We start from the raw sequence: 16,477 nt of genomic DNA, 5'->3' as shown, positions 1-16,477 counted from the left end.
GCAAGATCATCCAGGAACTCGAAGGCGTGTTCCTCGGTGCTCAGTGGAACGTGACCACAGTCATCTGGGGCCGTGTCTGGGCCCCACTGCTGGCCAAAGACGTCGACGGCATCCTGCAACGTCGCATGGACGAAGTCATCGACGGCGAGTACCAGAACTACAAAGCCAAAGACGGCGCGTTCGTTCGCGAGCACTTCTTCAACTCGCCTGAACTCAAGGCAATGGTTGCTGATCTGTCCGACGACGAGATCTGGAAACTCAACCGTGGCGGCCACGACCCGTACAAGGTCTATGCGGCGTACCACGAAGCGGTCAACCACAAAGAACAACCAACCGTCATCCTCGCCAAGACCATCAAAGGTTATGGCACCGGTGCCGGCGAAGCGAAAAACACTGCGCACAACACCAAGAAAGTCGACGTCGACAGCCTGAAGTTGTTCCGCGATCGCTTCGACATCCCGGTCAAGGACGAAGAGCTGGAGAACCTGCCGTTCTTCAAGCCAGAGCCAAACAGCGCCGAAGCCCGCTACCTCAGCGAGCGTCGCACTGCACTGGGCGGTTTCGTGCCTCAGCGCCGCGCACAAAGCTTCAGCGTGCCGACTCCGGACCTGGACACCCTCAAGGCAATCCTTGACGGTTCCGGCGACCGTGAAATTTCCACCACCATGGCTTTCGTGCGAATCCTCGCGCAACTGGTCAAGGACAAGGAAATCGGCCCGCGCATCGTTCCGATCATCCCGGACGAAGCCCGTACCTTCGGTATGGAAGGCATGTTCCGTCAGCTCGGTATCTACTCGTCCGTCGGCCAGCTCTACGAGCCAGTCGATAAAGACCAGGTGATGTTCTACAAGGAAGACCAGAAAGGTCAGATCCTTGAAGAAGGCATCAACGAAGCTGGCGCCATGAGCTCGTTCATCGCTGCCGGTACTTCGTACTCCAGCCACAACCAGCCGATGCTGCCGTTCTACATCTTCTACTCGATGTTCGGCTTCCAGCGTATTGGCGACCTGGCCTGGGCTGCCGGCGACAGCCGTACCCGTGGCTTCCTGATCGGCGGCACCGCCGGCCGTACCACCCTGAACGGTGAAGGCCTGCAACACGAAGACGGTCATAGCCACCTGCTGGCCGCGACCATCCCGAACTGCCGCACCTACGATCCAACCTACGGCTACGAGCTGGCGGTGATCATTCAGGACGGCATGAAGAAGATGACCGAAGAGCAACAGGACATCTTCTACTACATCACCGTGATGAACGAGTCGTACCAGCAGCCAGCCCTGCCGGCCGGTGCCGAAGAAGGCATCAAGAAAGGCATGTACCTGCTCGAAGAAGACACCCGCGATGCGGCGCACCACGTCCAGCTGATGGGCTCCGGCACCATCCTGCGTGAAGTCCGTGAAGCGGCGAAGATTCTGCGTGAAGAGTTCAACGTGGGCGCTGACGTGTGGAGCGTTACCAGCTTCAACGAACTGCGTCGCGACGGCCTCGCTGTAGAGCGCAGCAACCGTCTGAAGCCGGGCCAGAAGCCTAAGCTGAGCTATGTCGAAGAGTGCCTGAACGGCCGTAAAGGTCCGGTCATCGCCTCCACCGACTACATGAAACTGTTCGCCGAGCAGATCCGTCAGTGGGTACCGTCCAAGGAATTCAAAGTCCTCGGCACCGACGGTTTCGGCCGCAGCGACAGCCGCAAAAAACTGCGTCATTTCTTCGAAGTTGACCGTCATTTCGTGGTGTTGGCAGCCCTGGAAGCACTGGCTGACCGTGGTGATATCGAACCTAAGGTGGTGGCTGAAGCCATCACCAAGTTCGGCATCGACCCGGAAAAACGCAACCCACTGGACTGCTGAGGAGACATTTTGTGAGCGAACTCATTCGCGTACCTGACATCGGCAGCGGTGAAGGTGAAGTAATTGAACTGTTTGTGAAGGTCGGCGACCGTATCGAAGCCGACCAGAGCATCCTGACCCTGGAATCGGACAAGGCCAGCATGGAAGTGCCGGCCCCGAAAGCCGGCGTCATCAAGAGCCTGAAAGTGAAGCTGGGCGACCGTCTGAAAGAAGGCGACGAACTGCTTGAGCTGGAAGTCGAGGGCGCCGCTGCTGCGGCCCCTGCTCCGGCTGCTGCACCGGCTAAAAAGGCTGAAGAAAAACCGGCCGCCGCTCCTGCTGCTGCCGCGCCTGCCGCTGCCCCTGCTGCCGCTTCGGTTCAGCAAGTGCACGTGCCGGACATCGGTTCGTCGGGCAAGGCACAGATCATCGAGATTCAGGTCAAGGTCGGCGACACCGTCGAAGCTGATCAATCGCTGATCACTCTGGAATCCGACAAGGCGAGCATGGAAATCCCGTCGCCTGCCGCTGGCGTGGTCAAGGCCATCAGCGTCAAGCTCAACGACGAAGTCGGCACTGGCGACCTGATTCTGGATCTGGAAGTGGCGGGTGCTGCGGCCCCTGCTGCTGCCGCTCCAGCTCAGGCTGCTGCGCCGGCCGCTGCCGCTGCGCCTGCTGCGGCAGCCGCGCCGGCAGCTCCGGTTGCTGACACCGTTCAAGACATCCACGTTCCGGATATCGGTTCGGCTGGCAAAGCCAAGATCATCGAAGTGTTGGTCAAGGCTGGCGACACCGTTGAAGCTGACCAGTCGCTGATCACTCTGGAATCCGACAAGGCGAGCATGGAAATTCCATCGCCTGCCGCTGGCGTGGTGGAAAGCGTTTCCATCAAGCTGGATGACGAAGTCGGTACCGGCGACCTGATTCTCAAGCTGAAAGTCAAAGGCGCGGCGCCTGCTGCTGCCCCGGCTCCAGCTGCCGCCGCTGCTCCAAGTGCTCCTGCCGCTGCTGCTCCGGCTGCCGCTGCGCCTGCACCTGCTGCCGCTCCAGCCGCCGCCCCGGCCAAGCCGGGCGCGAAAGTTCACGCCGGCCCTGCCGTGCGTCAACTGGCCCGTGAGTTCGGCGTCGAGCTGAACGCTGTCGGCGCCAGCGGCCCGCACGGTCGTATCCTGAAAGAAGACGTGCAGGTTTACGTCAAAGCGATGATGCAGAAGGCCAAGGAAGCACCGGCCGCTGCTGGCGCAACCGGTGGCGCGGGCATCCCGCCGATTCCGGTCGTCGACTTCAGCCGTTTCGGCGAAATCGAAGAAGTGCCGATGACTCGCCTGATGCAGATCGGCGCGTCGAGCCTGCACCGCAGCTGGCTGAACATCCCGCACGTGACTCAGTTCGATTCGGCTGATATCACCGAGCTGGAAGCCTTCCGCGTCGCGCAGAAAGCCGTTGCAGAGAAGGCCGGCGTCAAGCTGACCATCCTGCCGCTGCTGCTCAAGTCGTGCGCGCACATGCTCAAGGAGCTGCCGGACTTCAACAGTTCGCTGGCACCAAGCGGCAAAGCGATCATCCGCAAGAAGTACATCAACATCGGCTTCGCCGTCGACACCCCGGATGGCCTGCTGGTACCGGTCATCAAGAACGTCGACCAGAAGAGCCTGTTGCAACTGGCAGCCGAAGCCGCTGCGCTGGCCGCCAAAGCCCGCGACAAGAAGCTGACTGCTGACGACATGCAGGGCGCCTGCTTCACCATTTCCAGCCTCGGCCACATTGGCGGCACCGGCTTCACGCCGATCGTCAACGCGCCGGAAGTGGCGATCCTCGGTGTTTCCAAGGCAACCATCCAGCCAGTCTGGGACGGCAAAGCCTTCCAGCCGAAACTGATGCTGCCGCTGTCGTTGTCCTACGATCACCGTGTGATCAACGGCGCCGCTGCCGCACGCTTCACCCAGCGTCTGGGCAGCCTGCTGGCGGACATTCGCACCATCCTGCTGTAATCCCAGGCGGCCCTCCGACAACGGAGGGCCGCTTGTGCTTCACGTTTTCGAGCGCCACACGCTCGTACCTCAACCCCGTCAGTTTGGCGGGGCTTTTTTTTGCCTGAATTTTATAAACCGGTACTTTTCCCACAAAACCCGCTGACATCGGCTACGACCTGAGTCCACTTCACAGCGATCTTTTTATTCTGTCGGCAACTAGTCTTGCGACAACAAAGTCAGCGCATCGACTTTTTCGCAGTGTATGCACTTCGCCTTACTCTTTCGAATGGATTCGAATATGTTAAAACCCGTTATCGGCCCGATTATTGGCCACACCACAACTAACCACGCACGCATCTTCGTTCGTGGCGAATATCAAAAGAACCTGCAAGTGTTTGCCGGCTTGCGTTATCGTCCGAGCAATTCACAACTATGGTCAACCGCCCTGTTTAGCAAACTGGGTGAATTAGGCGACATGTGCAAAGTGTTCATCCTGAATGATTTGCTGGAAGACACCGAGTATGAATTTCAAACCGGCTGGTTCAGCCCGATGAGCCCGGTACATACCGTGGACAGCGTCGCGGAACTGCCGCTGCAATGGCCGAGGGAAATTTATCGCTTGCGTACTCGCAGCAGCGAGCCGTTGCGGCCACGCGCCTATATTCTCGGCTCCTGTCGCTATCTGCGCCTGACAGCAGGCGTGCCGGTATTGCCATTACTGGGGGATCGGATCTTTACGTCCATCAACCAATTGATCGAAGGCCAGCAACCGCCGATCAGCGCAACCATCATGAGCGGCGACCAGATTTATGTCGATGACCTGAACCGGATCGGTCCCGATCGCAGTTATAAAGATATCCTCATTAAATACCGCGCTGCCTTTTCACAACCGGGCATAAAACGCCTGATGTCCGGCACATCAACTTACATGATACTTGACGACCACGAGATTGAAGACAATTGGCCAGCGAATGCCGAACCGGCTGACGACGAGTTATATCGCAACGCCATGGCGGCATACGAGTTATACCAGGCCAGCCATAGCCCGGCCTATGCACTGACAACTAACGGACAACTTGATCATGCTTCACTGGAGCATTACTGGTACCAATTCAGCGAAGCCGATATCGAATGGTTTGTGACCGACACGCGCACCCGACGCGACCTGTCGAACAATGAGCGACGCATCCTCGATGAAGCTCAGGAACTGGCCTTGTGCCAATGGCTGATCAACAGCACGGCGCGGGTCAAGTTTGTGGTGACCAGCGTGATGTTTTTCCCGGATCGCCAAGCCAATGGCGACGATGGCTGGCAGGGCTTTGCCGAGCAACGACTGCGCCTGCTGGAAACCGTGCGCACGCACAAAATCAGCAATGTCGTGATCATTTCCGGCGATGTCCACGGCTCGCTGACTGCGCGCCTGAGCCATAGCGAGGATGCCGATTTCGCAATCCACACCGTGGTGTCTTCGCCGCTGTGCAACAGCAAACTGCTGCCGTATGCCAAGGCGTCGACGTTTGCCCTCAATCAACCGTTGGCGCGCACCGCGGCGGGTGACTATGTGCACGAATTGACCAGCGAGGTGATCAGCCAAGACAACTTTGCGCATATGCTGGTCGAGAGTGATCATATTTTGATCAATTATCATGACCGCGATGGCAAGCCACTGCAGTCGGTCACCATAAAGCTGCGCTAAGCCTTAAAAATCGCAGCCTTCGGCAGCTCATTGTTCGAATTGCCCTGCAGGAGCTGCCGCAGGCTGCGATCTTTGGCTCTTTTCACCCCCACGCTGGAGAAATGTTCAACGCAGCCGACACATTCTTATAGCACTTGGCCTTCATCTCTCTTGTCAGTCAGTGCCGCAATGATGCAACCTTGCCGCAGGCAACGTTAAAGAGGGCGAGAGCCCCCGCGTTCAGCATATTTTCAAGCGAGTTCCCTTCATGAAAAGCCAACCCGATGCCGCCAGCCGTATGGCGGCCGAGGTAGTGACGCAGTTGCCTGTGCCCTCGCGGCTCGGCATGCTGCGTTTCGAGCGCTTGAATGAAGCCAGTTGGGCGATGTTGTTCCTCGATCCCAACTGCGAACGCCAATTCGGTCAACCGGCTGTCGAGCTGTGCGCTCTGGTCGGTTCACCCTACGCCAGCCTGATGGAGCCGGAAGCGCGTTATCAACTGCATGACGCGATCCAGCAACAACTGACCGCCAGCCCGCATTATCTGGTGCGCTATACCCTGCACACTGCGGCCGGTGCGCTGAGCATCCTCGAACTGGGCGAAGCCTACAAACAACACAATCGTCACCTGCTGCGCGGCTATCTGCTGGCAGTCGATGACGTATTTGACGATGCGCCGCTACCGCCTTCCGTCGATCTGGAAACCCAGAACTCGCGCCTGCAAATAGCCCTGGAACTCAACCAGCGCGCCCAGCAGGAACAGCTGCAACACCTCGAACGCGTGCGCGCCCAGCAGGATCTGATTCTGTTGCTCGCCCGTCAGCGCTACAGCACGCACAACTCGTTGCAGGAAGCCGCCGAACTGATCACTCGCTGCGCCTGCGATATCTATGAAATCGACTGCGCCAGCCTGTGGAACCTCGAAGGCCAGCGCCTGGTACCGATCTCCGCGTATCACCGCGCGACGCAGGAATACATCCTGCCCGACGAAATCGACGTCAGCACCTTCCCTGACTACATGGAAGCGCTGCACAGCAGCCGTGCGATCGACGCGCACAACGCGATGCGCGACCCGCGCACCCGTGACATGGCCGAAGCGCTGCGCCCGCGCGACGTCAACGCGATGCTCGATGCGAGCATCCGTGTCGACGGTCAGGTCGTCGGCGTGTTGTGTCTGGAACAGACCGGCGTGACCCGCGCCTGGCAATCCGATGAAATCGCCTTTGCCGGTGAACTGGCCGACCAGTTCGCGCAAGTCATCAACAATCACAACCGGCGCACCGCCACCAGCGCCCTGCACCTGTTCCAGCGTGCGGTCGAGCAAAGCGCCAACGCCTTTTTGCTGGTCAATTGCGACGGCGTGGTCGAGTACGTCAACCCGAGCTTCACCGCGATCACCCAGTACACCACCGAAGAAGTCCACGGTCAGCGCCTGTCCGAGCTGCCGGCACTGGAGAACCTCAGTGAGCTACTGTTCGACGCGCCTTCCGCGCTGGCCAAGAGCAACAGTTGGCAGGGCGAATTCAAGAGCCGGCGCAAGAACCTCGAACCGTACTGGGGCCAGTTGTCGATTTCCAAGGTCTACGGCGACAACCGTGAGCTGACCCACTACATCGGCATCTACGAAGACATCACCCAGACCAAACTGGCGCAGCAGCGCATCGAGCGCCTCGCCTACACCGACAACCTGACCAACCTCGGCAACCGCCCGGCGTTCATCCGTAACCTTGACGAACGCTTCGCCCGGGATAGCGATACCCCGATCAGCCTGTTGCTGGTGGACATCGACAACTTCAAGCGGATCAACGACAGCCTCGGCCATCAGACCGGCGACAAACTGCTGATCAGCCTGGCGCGGCGTCTGCGCAACAGCCTGAGCCCGAGTGGCAGCCTTGCGCGCTTCGCCAGTAACGAGTTCGCCGTGCTGCTCGACAACACCGACCTTGAGGCCGGCCAACAGATCGCCAGCCAGTTGCTGATGACCCTCGACAAGCCGATGTTCGTCGACAACCAGTTGATCAGCGTCACCGGCTCAGTGGGCCTGGCCTGCGCGCCGCTGCACGGGCGCGATCCGCAAACGCTGATGCGTAACGCCGGCCTGGCGCTGCACAAGGCCAAGGCCAACGGCAAACATCAGGTGCAAGTCTTCACCGAAGCGCTGAACGCCGAGGCCAGTTACAAGCTGTTCGTCGAGAACAACCTGCGCCGCGCCCTGACCCAGAACGAGCTGGACGTGTTCTATCAGCCCAAGCTGTGCCTGCGCAGCGGTCGTCTGCTGGGGATGGAGGCGCTGTTGCGCTGGAATCACCCGGAGCGCGGGATGATTCGCCCGGACCAGTTCATCAGCGTCGCCGAAGAGACCGGCCTGATCATTCCGATCGGCAAATGGATCGCCCGCCAAGCCTGCCGCATGAGCAAAGCGCTGACCGCTGCCGGCATGGGCAATCTGCAAGTGGCGATCAACCTGTCGCCGAAACAGTTCTCCGACCCGGATCTGGTCGCCTCCATCGCCAACATCCTCAAGGAAGAAGCGCTGCCGGCCAATCTGCTCGAACTTGAGCTGACCGAAGGCCTGTTGCTGGAAGCCACCGAAGACACGCATTTGCAGCTTGATCAGCTCAAGCGTCTGGGCCTGACCCTAGCCATGGACGACTTCGGCACTGGCTACTCGTCGCTGAGCTATCTGAAAAAATTCCCGATCGACATCATCAAGATCGATCGCAGCTTCATCCACGAAATCCCCGACAACCAGGACGACATGGAAATCACCTCTGCGGTGATCGCCATGGCGCACAACCTCAAGCTCAAAGTTGTGGCCGAAGGCATCGAGACCGCCGAGCAACTGGCGTTCCTGCGCCGGCACCGTTGCGACGTCGGCCAGGGCTACCTGTTCGACCGGCCAATCCCCGGCGCCGAACTGATCCAGGCGCTGAAACGCTACCCGCGCGGCCCGCTCTGCCTCTGATCCCCGCCGCCCTTTCATGTAGGAGCTGCCGCAGGCTGCGATCTTTTGACCTTGCTTTTCAAAGACAAGATCAAAAGATCGCAGCCTGCGGCAGCTCCTACATTGGGTAGTGATTAACTCCGCATCATTGGGCACACTGGCGGTCTGACTTTTTACATCCCATCCTGACTGAGAGGAACGATCATGGTTCTGCGCTCGGAAATTCTGGTGAACAAAAACGTGCTCCCGACTAAAGAACAAGCTCTGCCCGGCCGCGAAACCGCGATGACCCTGCCTGAAAAGCACTTCGTCTTCGAAGAAACCCCATTGCTTGGCCCGTTTTTCCAGGACGTCGACTTTGCGATTTTCGGTCTCGGTTGCTTTTGGGGTGCCGAGCGCCGCTTCTGGCAGCGCGAAGGCGTGGTCAGCACGGTCGTCGGTTACGCCGGCGGCTTCACGCCGAACCCGACCTACGAAGAAGTCTGCTCGGGCCTGACCGGCCACGCCGAAGTGGTGCTGGTGGTGTATGACAAGGATAAAGTCAGCTACGAAGAGCTGCTGGCAATGTTCTGGGAACTGCACAACCCGACGCAGGGCATGCGTCAGGGCAACGACATCGGCACGCAGTACCGCTCGGTGATCTACGCGACTTCGCCAGAGCATCTGGACGCGGCGCTGAAGAGCAAGGCTACGTATCAGGCCGAGTTGTCGAAAGCAGGTCTGGGAGAAATCAGCACCGAGATCGAACAGGCGCCGACCGTGTTTTTCGCCGAGGCGTATCACCAGCAGTATCTGGCGAAGAATCCTGAAGGCTATTGCGGGATTGGCGGTACCGGCGTGTGCATGCCACCGAGCCTGGCGGGTAACTGACCCCTAAAAGCGAAAGACCGCAGCCTTCGGCAGCTCCTACAGGAGATCAGTGATCGTCCGCACATTGGTGGACGACGCCTAACCGTGTAGGAGCTGCCGCAGGCTGCGATCTTTTGATCTTGCCGTTGATCAGCTCTCGGCAATCAACCAATCCATCTGCCAGCCGCCCTGGGTCTGCCCCAGCTTCTTCGACAACCACGGCAGCAACTCACGCAGTTCCTCCTCCAGCCCCCACGGCGGATTGGCAATCGCCATGCCCGAACCGTTCAGGCTGTTCGGCGTATCCAGCGGATGCACCAGCAGCTCGACGCGCAACAACTTCGGCGCACCCGAGCCGGCCAGATCCTGATAGAAACGACGCAACGCGCGTTGATCCTTCACCGGATACCAGATCGCCGCCACTGTTTGGCGCATCCGGCCGATCGCCTCTTTCAACGACGCCGCGCAACGCTGCATTTCATCGAGCTGCTCGAACGGCGGATCGATCAGCATCACCGCACGCTTCTCCTGCACCGGCAACATCGCTCGTGCGACATGCCAGCCTTCGCCGAGATGAACCTTGACCCGACGATCACCGGCCATGTTGTCCTTGAGCAGCACGCCGTCTTCCGGGTGCTTTTCATTGAGCATCACCCGATCCTGCGGACGGGTCAGACGCCGCGCCAGCTCCGGCGAACCCGGGTAATAGCGCAACTGGCCATCAGGGTTCATCTCGTGCAGCACTTTCATGTAGTCAGCGGTCAGCGCCGGCAGATCCGGCTGATCCCACAAGCGCGCGATGCCTTCCAGGTATTCGCCGGTGCGATTCGCCTGATCGCCCTGCAAGTCATACAGACCGATGCCGGCGTGGCTGTCGAGATAGGCAAACGGCTGCTCCTTGCGCGACATCAGGGCGATGAGGCGGGTCAAGGTCAGGTGTTTGAACACATCGGCGTGATTGCCGGCATGGAAGGCGTGACGATAATTCATGGCTGCTCCTGCGAAGGGCGCAAAGTTTACCTTTTACCGGGCGGCAAGTCAGGGGTTGGCGGCTGAGCGGGCAAAAGCCTGCCCTCACCCTAGCCCTCTCCCAGAGGGAGAGGGGACTGATTGAGGTGATCTTGCGGCTTATGTCGACCTGAAAGACCACCGCGATCTCAAGCGTGGCCGGGCAAAGTACGCTGCAGAAGTCGCAAGTCGGCGTACCTCACCCAGCCGACTCGGTCAGTCCCCTCTCCCTCCGGGAGAGGGTTAGGGTGAGGGGCTTCGCTGTCATGCAGTTACACTGGCTAACCATGATCGACAGGAAGTCAAAAACTCATGCGACACCCGATCATCTTCCTACTCGGCGCATTAGGCCCATATCTCGCACTTGCCGACGTAAACCACACCGATCAAGCCCGGCAAAGCCTCAAGAATTACGGCTTGAGCCACTGCCTCCTGGCGCCATTCAATGAGCAATCCGCCCTGAGAAAAGACATCGCATTGGCCGCAGTTGCCTACTCGTTCATGGGCAAGGGCATGCACACCGTTCTGCAAAATGAAGACACGCTGCAGGTGCTGCACGATCCCTATAACGAGACGAGGAACCATGTGTCAGCGGCGTATGCCCAGACCTCCGCCGGCAGCAAATACTCGGATGAAAAAATGGTCTTCCATGCTTGTCTGCAGGTTTACAACTCAGAGGCGTTTGACCGTTTTATTCGGGCTCAGGATGCTTACATCGTTGTTGATTGAGCCTTTTTGAGAGTCAAAAGATCGCAGCCTTCGGCAGCTCCTACACGGCGATTCATGTAGGAGCTGCCAAAGGCTGCGATCTTTTGATCTTGAGCCGTCAGGACGGCATGCCGCCCAACCTGCGCCCAATCACATCCAGCACATCACAGCCATCGCGCAGCGGGATGGCGCAGAGCATGGCGAAGTCGCTGAGGATGATCGAGTCGCACTCGACCGAGCCGCGCATGCACATGTTTTCCAGGACCTGAACCACGGTGCGGATGCGGTGATTGGCGGCGTCCATGAGGATGTCGAGGGGAACGTGGGTGTCGATGAACAGAGTGGGCATGTCGCTGCAATTACCGGTCAGGGCCATGAAGCGGTTGTCGGGATGTGGGATGAGTTTTTCGTAGGGTGGAGCTGGTTTAAGCGTTGTCATATTTTGCACCTCAACTGATTAAATGAGGCTACCAATGACCTTCCTACAGGTTTGGGTGGCAGCCGTACGCGAGAGTAGGAAACTGAGGAACCAGCCAAAACTCAGCTACGCCGAAGCGTTCCCGCGCACAGCCGCCGCGAAAGATGTTACGGACACACGTTAGGTGCCGCAATCAGACAACAGGGCTGGTGCACGGTAAATTCCAAGGGTTCCTACACCCTGCCACCACGCTCGCAGTGACAATGAAAAGACTATCCCTGCAACCCACCGCCCACCAGTTCATGAAAACCGCCGCGACTCGAAGGAAAACTCCCAAGCGCTCGCCCGGAAATATCACTCCGACTCTGCCAGCAAAAACGCCAACAATGCCGATTGCGACGATTCTTCCGACATTGAATCCTGAAAAAACTGCCTGACCTTGCAGCGCAAAACCGCTTCGGGAAAGGTTTCGAAGAGTGCCGGATGCTCTTCGCTCAACCACTGCAACGCATTGGCCGTCCGAGCCTCATCGCCCTGCTGCGTCAACACTGATTGCGGAATCTGCCACCACGGAAATGACCGCGCTAAAACTTGTGCCCTGCCACCGATTTCCAGCGGCTGACCATTGATCAATCCACGCCCGATCACCGGTAACATCTGCGCCGTGTCCACCTCATCAGCCTGCAGGATCGGCAATAGAAACCGCCCGTCCCAGAACCGGAAAAACACTGTTTTGCCGCCCGGCATCAGCACTTGGGTCAGGCTGCGAAAGTGCGCCACTACCTCTTCAAGCGTTGCCGAGGACACCGCCAACCAGCCCCAGTCCCGAGACTCGGTGGTCGCTACCCAATCGAGAAACTCACTGTCGGCAGCGACAACTCCCACGAAGGGCATCACCGCATCCCACTCGGCGTAGATCGTGCCCGCCCAGATCGGGCTCGGCGAAACCAGCGGAGGATTGGCGTCGCTGGCATGACTGAAGATCGCGAACAGTTGCTCTGTCGGTTTCAGCGGTTCCTGCGCCAGCCACACGCGGGGGTCGAGAACATCAGGCTGCACAGACACCGCCCTTGCACCGCTCACACTCTTCGCAGAACGGCGCGTCGCCTTTGAAACTCATGATTTGTGCGGCGGTGAGCATGGCCGCAGGTGCAGCGACCAGCTTCTCCGGCAATCCCGGCACAACCGGCGCCGCACTCATCGCTGCCATCGGCGCGCCGCCGACGACAATTGGCACACTGCTGAAAATCCCGCCCGGGCCGATGTTGATCCACTGTCCACCCGCCTGAATGGTCGCGCTCGCGCCGCCATCGATGACCACTTGCTGACCCGCGCTGACATGAAATTGCCCGCTGGCGCTTAGCGACTGACTGCTGACACGAATATGCCGGTCACCGCTCACTGTCAGATGATCGTCCTGCTTCACCTCGGCCTGCCGCTGACCGTGGGTGATGCGCTGTTCATCAGCCTTCAATTCATGCCGCGCGGTGCCGGTGACGACGATGCTGCGCTGGTTATCAACCTGCACCTGTTGATCGTTCAACACATGCTGCGTCCAGTTGCGTTGGGCGCGCAGGTAGATTTCCTCGGCGCCTTTGCGATCCTCGATGCGCAGTTCGTTGTAACCACCGCCGCCGGGGCTGCTTTGGCTGCGGAAGATGCTGCGGGTCTTGTCAGCCGGAAGATCGAGCGGCACCGGCGTCGCGGCGTTGGGCAGACAGCCCATGACCAGCGGTTTGTCAGCATCAGCGTCGATGAAGCCGACCAGCACTTCCATGCCGACCCGTGGAATCAGCACGCTGCCATAACGATCATGGGCCCAGCCGGTGGCAACGCGCAGCCAGCAACTGGAATGCTCGTTCAACTCGCCATCACGATCCCAGGCCAATTGCACTTTGACCCGGCCGTACTCGTCGCAGTGGATTTCGGTGTCTTTCGGGCCGGTGACAACCGCCGGTTGATAACCGAGCATTCGCGGTTTTTCCGGGCCCAGCGGCGGGCGGAAGAACACTGCCCACGGCGTGGCGAGAAAGGTATTACGGTAACCCTGGAATTCTTCCCCATCGCTGGTGACCGATTCCTCCAGCACTTGCGGCTGTCGGCCATGGTGCTCAACGGCGGTGAGTAGCCACAGATCATTCCAGTCGTGGCGCGGATGGTCGATCAGTTGCAGGAAATGTCCGCAAACCAGTGCGGATTCATCGCTGATGCCCTCGGCCTGACGGTAATCGGCGACATGTCGCTCAAGTGCACGCTGGGCGAGGTGTTTGCCGGTTTCACGATCATTGAATTGACCAGGGAAGTGATAGTCCTCGAGCACCGGGCGTTGCTCGCCGTCAATGCGACTCTCCAGTTGCAGGCGCGGCTTTTCAAAGTTGTAGTCGCGCCGGGTAACCACGCTGGAACGGGTTTCCACACGCACATTGAAGCGCTTGATCGCCGGCGCCCCGGCAGACATGCCGCTACCGGGCAGATAAAGCGTTGGCTCGGCCAATCGCGGGAACACGGTTTGATCGTCGCCGAACACCAATAGATGTCCGGCGGGGCTGTGCTGAAAGTGGTAATGAATACCGACCTCGGCACACAGGCGTTGAATGAACGCCAAGTCGCTCTCGGCGTACTGCACGCAATACTCACGCACCGGGTATTCGCTGCCTAACCGAAACTCGAAAGCGTCACGGAGGATCGCGTGATCTTTAAGCACCTGCGCAACAATTTGCGGCACGCTCTGATGCTGGAAAATCCGCTGATTGATGCGGTGCGCGAGATACGTCAGACGCGGGACAAGACTAAGGTGATAACGCGTCAGGCGTTTCCCGGAATCACCCTGCCCGACCTGATAAATCTGACCGTGAACGCCAGAACCCTGAGCATCAAAACTCAGAAACGCCTGACAGTGCAGCAGGCTTTCGAGGTCCAGATCGGGCCGTTCACTGACCAGTTCAAGCTCGAAACGAAACGGCTGGCTGATGGCTTCCTTGCCCGTGAACTCAAGGACCTTGAGGTCATGCTGGGCGCCTTCGAAGGTCAACGTGAAACGCGGTTGATTGGCAGGCGCGAACATCCGATGTCTCTTTGCAGAATGAAGGGCGGGCGATTCTGCATGAGAGGCAAGGGGGGATGGGTGGGTGACGGGAAAATCAGATTTGCCCTACTTCTATTGCTGAAAACTCCGGCAAAAACCGGCGCCTTCGACTACAGACAAATCCCCCAAACCCACCAGCATCACCTGTAGGAGTGAGCCTGCTCGCGATAGCGGCGTGTCAGTGGCAAAAAATACCGACTGATACACCGCTATCGCGAGCAGGCTCACTCCTACAGGGGAACTGCGGTGAATCAGAGAAATCACAGGCAATAAAAAACGGCCCGTCTCCTGTAGGAAACGGGCCGTTTCTTTGTGAGCCGAAGCTCAGTACATTACTTGTTCAAGTTGAAATCTTTTTCCGCTGCGTCGAAGCGCTGCACCATGCCAGCAGTCGGCGAACCGAGCTTGCTGACGATGAAGATGGCCAGGCTGGCGAAGATGAAGCCCGGAATGATTTCGTACAGCCCCAGCAGTTCGAAATGCTTCCAGACCACAACAGTGATCGCGCCGACCAGGATACCGGCCAGTGCGCCATTGCGAGTCATGTCTTTCCAGATCACCGAGATCAGTACCACCGGACCGAACGCGGCACCGAAACCGGCCCAAGCGTAGGACACCAGGCCCAGCACGCGGTTTTCCGGGTTGGCGGCCAGACCGATAGCAATCAGGGCAACCAGCAGAACCATCGCACGGCCAACCCACACCAGTTCAACCTGGGAAGCGGATTTACGCAGGAATGCTTTGTAGAAGTCTTCGGTCAGGGCGCTCGAGCACACCAGCAACTGGCAGCTCAGGGTGCTCATCACAGCAGCCAGAATGGCCGACAGCAGCACACCGGCAATCCATGGATTGAAGAGGATTTTCGCCAGTTCGATGAACACACGCTCGTGGTTCTCGGTGACAGGGCCGGCCAGTTCCGGGTGTGCCGAGAAGTAGGCGATACCGAAGAAGCCCACCGCCACGGTGCCGCCCAGGCACAGGATCATCCAGGTCATGGAAATACGACGCGCCTTGGCGATCGATTTCACCGAGTCCGCCGCCATGAAACGCGCGAGGATGTGCGGTTGACCGAAGTAGCCCAGACCCCAGCCCATCAGCGAGATGATGCCGATGAAGGTGGTGCCTTTGAGCATGTCGAAGTTGCTTGGGTCTTGCGCTTCGATGGCCAGGAACGTGGTGTCGACACCACCGGTGGCCAGCAGGACGATGATCGGCGTCAGGATCAGCGCGAAGATCATCAGCGTGGCTTGTACGGTGTCAGTCCAGCTCACTGCCAGGAAACCACCGATAAAGGTGTAGGCAATCGTCGCCGCAGCACCGGCCCACAGCGCCGTCTCGTAGGACATGCCGAAGGTGCTTTCGAACAGACGGGCACCCGCCACGATGCCGGAAGCGCAGTAAATGGTGAAGAACACCAGAATCACGATCGCCGAGATGATCCGCAGCAGGCCGCTGTTGTCTTCAAAACGGCTGGCGAAGTAGTCCGGCAGGGTCAGGGCGTCGCCGTTGTGCTCGGTCTGCACACGCAGACGGCCGGCAACGAACAGCCAGTTCAGGTAGGCACCGATGATCAGACCGATGGCAATCCAGCTTTCGGACAGACCGGACATGTAGATGGCGCCCGGCAGGCCCATCAGCAACCAGCCGCTCATGTCGGAGGCACCGGCAGACAGCGCGGTGACGACGCTGCCGAGGCTGCGACCGCCGAGAATATAGTCAGAAAGGTTGTTGGTGGAGCGATAGGCCATCAAGCCGATCAGCACCATTGCTGCGATGTAGATCACGAACGTGATCAGGGTTGGATTGCTTACGCTCATTGAGTTACGCCCTGGCTTTGTTTTTATGTAGCGGCGGTGGTGAACCGCACGCAAACGACGACGTTTGGCAGACGATCCGGGATCCCGCGCATTTAGGACTGATGTTTCCCCAGGAAAGCCATCAGCCGGCACACCGGGTTATTCCCGGTTGCACCTAGGGCGCGAATGCTATGC

General features: G+C 59.1%; 11 protein-coding genes. 6 read left to right on the top strand and 5 right to left on the bottom strand.

The genetic code is table 11. The features are described 5' to 3' along the window. From aceE to msrA, 5 genes are all read left to right on the top strand, one after another. Positions 1-1,847 (top strand): pyruvate dehydrogenase (acetyl-transferring), homodimeric type (gene aceE, locus ACIPZE_RS24515; RefSeq protein WP_400775831.1); only part of this gene is annotated, 1,847 nt, incomplete at its 5' end. A gap of 11 nt (positions 1,848-1,858) precedes the next feature. Further along, on the top strand, positions 1,859-3,817 hold the full coding sequence (aceF, locus tag ACIPZE_RS24510) for a dihydrolipoyllysine-residue acetyltransferase (RefSeq protein WP_400775829.1): 1,959 nt from the start codon (positions 1,859-1,861) through the stop codon (positions 3,815-3,817). A 280-nt stretch (positions 3,818-4,097) separates the two neighbouring features. After that, positions 4,098-5,495 (top strand): alkaline phosphatase D family protein, encoded by a 1,398-nt coding sequence (locus ACIPZE_RS24505; RefSeq protein ID WP_283438663.1) that lies wholly within the window; start codon positions 4,098-4,100, stop codon positions 5,493-5,495. A 247-nt stretch (positions 5,496-5,742) separates the two neighbouring features. Beyond that, positions 5,743-8,439: a bifunctional diguanylate cyclase/phosphodiesterase gene (locus tag ACIPZE_RS24500; RefSeq protein ID WP_283437947.1), complete on the top strand. Its 2,697-nt coding sequence runs from the start codon at positions 5,743-5,745 to the stop codon at positions 8,437-8,439. A 183-nt stretch (positions 8,440-8,622) separates the two neighbouring features. Beyond that, positions 8,623-9,288, top strand: coding sequence for a peptide-methionine (S)-S-oxide reductase MsrA (gene msrA, locus ACIPZE_RS24495; protein WP_283437948.1), 666 nt, complete (start codon positions 8,623-8,625; stop codon positions 9,286-9,288). Positions 9,289-9,417: 129 nt separating this feature from the next. Here msrA and ACIPZE_RS24490 read toward each other — a convergent pair whose 3' ends face one another. Continuing rightward, positions 9,418-10,257, bottom strand: a complete 840-nt coding sequence (locus ACIPZE_RS24490) for a 23S rRNA (adenine(2030)-N(6))-methyltransferase RlmJ (RefSeq protein WP_053116708.1) — start codon at positions 10,255-10,257, stop codon at positions 9,418-9,420. 330 nt (positions 10,258-10,587) lie between these two features. Here ACIPZE_RS24490 and ACIPZE_RS24485 point away from each other — a divergent pair, with 330 nt between their 5' ends. Continuing rightward, the gene (locus ACIPZE_RS24485) at positions 10,588-11,004 is read left to right on the top strand and encodes a hypothetical protein (protein ID WP_400775827.1); all 417 of its coding nucleotides are present in this window, start codon (positions 10,588-10,590) and stop codon (positions 11,002-11,004) included. Positions 11,005-11,101: 97 nt separating this feature from the next. Here ACIPZE_RS24485 and ACIPZE_RS24480 read toward each other — a convergent pair whose 3' ends face one another. From ACIPZE_RS24480 to putP, 4 genes are all read right to left on the bottom strand, one after another. After that, entirely contained in the window at positions 11,102-11,422 is a 321-nt protein-coding gene (locus tag ACIPZE_RS24480) for a hypothetical protein (protein WP_283437950.1), read from the bottom strand. A 333-nt stretch (positions 11,423-11,755) separates the two neighbouring features. Further along, positions 11,756-12,460: a DUF4123 domain-containing protein gene (locus ACIPZE_RS24475; protein ID WP_400775837.1), complete on the bottom strand. Its 705-nt coding sequence runs from the start codon at positions 12,458-12,460 to the stop codon at positions 11,756-11,758. Next, positions 12,450-14,465 carry a type VI secretion system tip protein VgrG gene (locus ACIPZE_RS24470; protein WP_400775825.1) on the bottom strand — a complete coding sequence of 672 codons (2,016 nt, stop codon included), beginning with the start codon at positions 14,463-14,465 and terminating at the stop codon, positions 12,450-12,452. Before ACIPZE_RS24470 ends, ACIPZE_RS24475 begins: the two co-directional genes overlap by 11 nt. Positions 14,466-14,818: 353 nt before the next feature. Continuing rightward, positions 14,819-16,303, bottom strand: a complete 1,485-nt coding sequence (gene putP, locus ACIPZE_RS24465) for a sodium/proline symporter PutP (protein ID WP_129388105.1) — start codon at positions 16,301-16,303, stop codon at positions 14,819-14,821. Positions 16,304-16,477: the final 174 nt, after the last annotated feature.

It is taken from the genome of Pseudomonas sp. NPDC089741 (assembly GCF_044748825.1).
Lineage (GTDB): Bacteria > Pseudomonadota > Gammaproteobacteria > Pseudomonadales > Pseudomonadaceae > Aquipseudomonas > Aquipseudomonas helmanticensis.
This window is presented reverse-complemented; position numbering and strand designations above follow the sequence as displayed.

What these genes read in the sequence shown, in the direction of transcription:
- ACIPZE_RS24490 (WP_053116708.1), bottom strand. Translation starts at nt 10,257, where the DNA reads ATGAATTATCGTCACGCCTTCCATGCCGGCAATCACGCCGATGTGTTC.
- ACIPZE_RS24505 (WP_283438663.1), top strand. Translation starts at nt 4,098, where the DNA reads ATGTTAAAACCCGTTATCGGCCCGATTATTGGCCACACCACAACTAAC.
- ACIPZE_RS24500 (WP_283437947.1), top strand. Translation starts at nt 5,743, where the DNA reads ATGAAAAGCCAACCCGATGCCGCCAGCCGTATGGCGGCCGAGGTAGTG.
- ACIPZE_RS24480 (WP_283437950.1), bottom strand. Translation starts at nt 11,422, where the DNA reads ATGACAACGCTTAAACCAGCTCCACCCTACGAAAAACTCATCCCACAT.
- ACIPZE_RS24485 (WP_400775827.1), top strand. Translation starts at nt 10,588, where the DNA reads ATGCGACACCCGATCATCTTCCTACTCGGCGCATTAGGCCCATATCTC.
- putP (WP_129388105.1), bottom strand. Translation starts at nt 16,303, where the DNA reads ATGAGCGTAAGCAATCCAACCCTGATCACGTTCGTGATCTACATCGCA.
- ACIPZE_RS24470 (WP_400775825.1), bottom strand. Translation starts at nt 14,465, where the DNA reads ATGTTCGCGCCTGCCAATCAACCGCGTTTCACGTTGACCTTCGAAGGC.
- msrA (WP_283437948.1), top strand. Translation starts at nt 8,623, where the DNA reads ATGGTTCTGCGCTCGGAAATTCTGGTGAACAAAAACGTGCTCCCGACT.